Source organism: Caulobacter sp. P1_B12_2 (assembly GCF_056406675.1).
Genome location: NZ_JBFTZS010000621.1, coordinates 1 through 2,061, shown reverse-complemented (window position 1 = coordinate 2,061; position 2,061 = coordinate 1). Strand labels below are relative to the sequence as shown.

Genomic DNA, 2,061 nt, shown 5'->3' with positions numbered 1-2,061 from the left:
GCCCTGGTTGGCTTCGGCCACCAGGGCGTCGGCCGACCAGCGGACGGCGGCGTCCACCGCGCGGCGGGCCCAGCCATGGGGCGACAGGCCGCGCGCGGTGCGGTCCTCGAGCACGAAGGCCCGACCCTCAAAGCGCCCGCAGACCACGATGCCGCAGGCGTCGCCGCCCGCCGTGGCCGGCGGGTCGACGGCCACGACCACGCGGTCGAAGGCGGCCGGCGGCGCGCCCCGACAGCGGGCCAGGTCCTCGGCGCGGAACAGCCCGCCCTCGCCTTCGACGATCAGGCCGTCCAGCTCCTGGGCGGCCAGGCGCGTGCCGCCGTAGAGGCTCTGCAGCGTCGACAGGAAGGCCGGCGCCAGATGCGCTTCGTTGGCGCGGGTCGGGGCGCGCGTCTGAACCGCGCCCGGCTCGGCGATCAGGTTTCGCAGGGCGCGGATCGGCCGGGGCGTGGTGGTGACCACCAGGCGCGGATCGGTCCCCAGGCGCAGGCCGAAGCGCAGCATGGCCAGGGTCTCGGCGGGTTTCGGCCAGGCGCAGAACTCGTCGGCCCAGGCGGCGTGGAACTGCGGACCGCGCAAGGCATCGGGATCCTCGGCCGAGAAGGCCTGGGCGACGGCGCCGTTGTTGAATTCCAGCCGCCGACGGCTGGCGCGCCAGGTCGGCCGTTCGCCCGGCGGGTAGAGGCTCTTGATGCCCGAAGGGCCCTCGATCATCACCTCGCGGACATCGTGGAAGGTGGGGCCGACCAGGGCGAGGTTGGCGTGGCGTTCGGCCTGGTCGGCGATCCAGGACGCTCCGGCGAAGGTCTTGCCCGCGCCGCGGCCGCCGAGGAACAGCCAGGTGGTCCAGGGGTCAGGCGGGGCCTGCTGGTGCGGCTCCGCCGCCGCTGGCAAGATCGCCTTCAGTCGCTCCAGCCGCGACAGGACCGTTTCGTCCACCCCATCCCTTAGCTTCCCGGCGCGCCGCAAGAGCAGCCAGTCGTCGATCGATCTCATGATAGAGGGCGTCGATGCGTTCGGGGGTGCGACCAGTGTCGTCATCCATTTCCATCTCCTCGGGGGTTTCGACCTCGTTCTCGTTGGCGGCGCCCTTGGCGGCGGCGACCGTGGCGGCCGCGAGCGTCGCCTGCGCCGAGGACTTGGCGACCTCGGCCTCCAGCTTCGCCAGGCCGGCGGACACCTTTTGGCCCTGGGCGTGGAAGGCGCTGACGCGAGACCCTTCCATCGACGCGCGGCCAAGAATCTTCAGCTGCGCCTCGTCGCTGCGTTGGTCGGTTGTGTCGTCGATCTTGATCACCAGCTCGGCGTACCGTTCGACGAACAGCTGTCCGATCTTCGCCATCAGGTCTTCCGGCTTCATCTCGCTTCTCCCGGCCATGACACAAAGATACGGGAGCAGCGGGCGCCGCTGATAAGTTAGGTCGAGAAAGTTTAGGGCGTTGATTTCGTTGGTGTTGAGTCGCTGAGCGTTGAGGATAGACGGAGCTGGATCCCCGTCAGGGGGCCGTCGCGGACGGTCGGGCGAGGTCAAACTGGTGTCTGGCGCCTATTCGCAACAGGTGCGGAGTCTGCTGTCGGCCCATAGCGGACTAAATGGCGGCGCCAGCGATGGCGATGAGGGTGAGCAAGGCAAGCCACATCAAGCCTATTGGCATTGTTGCGAGCCAGACCGTTCGCCAACGCAATACACTGCGGAATTTCTTGGGATCGTTTGAGCGATAGACAGTTCGCCCAACGGCAGATCGGGTTCGGACTTCGCCCAGTCGCCTGGCTTTCAGGACGTCAGCAATACCCTTCACCCATGTCCCGCCAACGGCCATAAAGACGAAGATCATGAAAGCTGCATAGATGAGCGCGGAGAGACGGTTCATAAGTGCAGCTTAGCAGCAGCGTGACCGCTAACCACACTTCTCGGCCTCTAGAAGCGACCGCTCTTGGCGTACCGCCCGTCTGTCCCAAGCGCGAACCGGCGGCGGCTGACGCCTCAAAAACCGCCTCGGCGAGGCCGCGCCTTAAGGCCTTGGAGGCGAGCTTGCTCTGGCGTCTGACCGAGTCAAGGAC

The 2,061-nt window shown here is 67.7% G+C and carries 3 protein-coding genes; all 3 read right to left on the bottom strand.

Annotation, left to right across the window (positions count from 1 at the left end; translation table 11 throughout):
- A partial coding sequence (locus AC1DZ6_RS24135; RefSeq protein ID WP_477099638.1) for a terminase large subunit domain-containing protein occupies window positions 1-939 on the bottom strand: 939 nt, incomplete at its 3' end.
- Window positions 854-1,360 carry a hypothetical protein gene (locus tag AC1DZ6_RS24130; RefSeq protein ID WP_477099637.1) on the bottom strand — a complete coding sequence of 169 codons (507 nt, stop codon included), beginning with the start codon at window positions 1,358-1,360 and terminating at the stop codon, window positions 854-856. The genes AC1DZ6_RS24135 and AC1DZ6_RS24130, both read right to left, overlap by 86 nt.
- Before the next feature lie 229 nt (window positions 1,361-1,589).
- The gene (locus AC1DZ6_RS24125; RefSeq protein WP_477099636.1) at window positions 1,590-1,871 is read right to left on the bottom strand and encodes a hypothetical protein; all 282 of its coding nucleotides are present in this window, start codon (window positions 1,869-1,871) and stop codon (window positions 1,590-1,592) included.
- Window positions 1,872-2,061 lie beyond the last annotated feature (190 nt).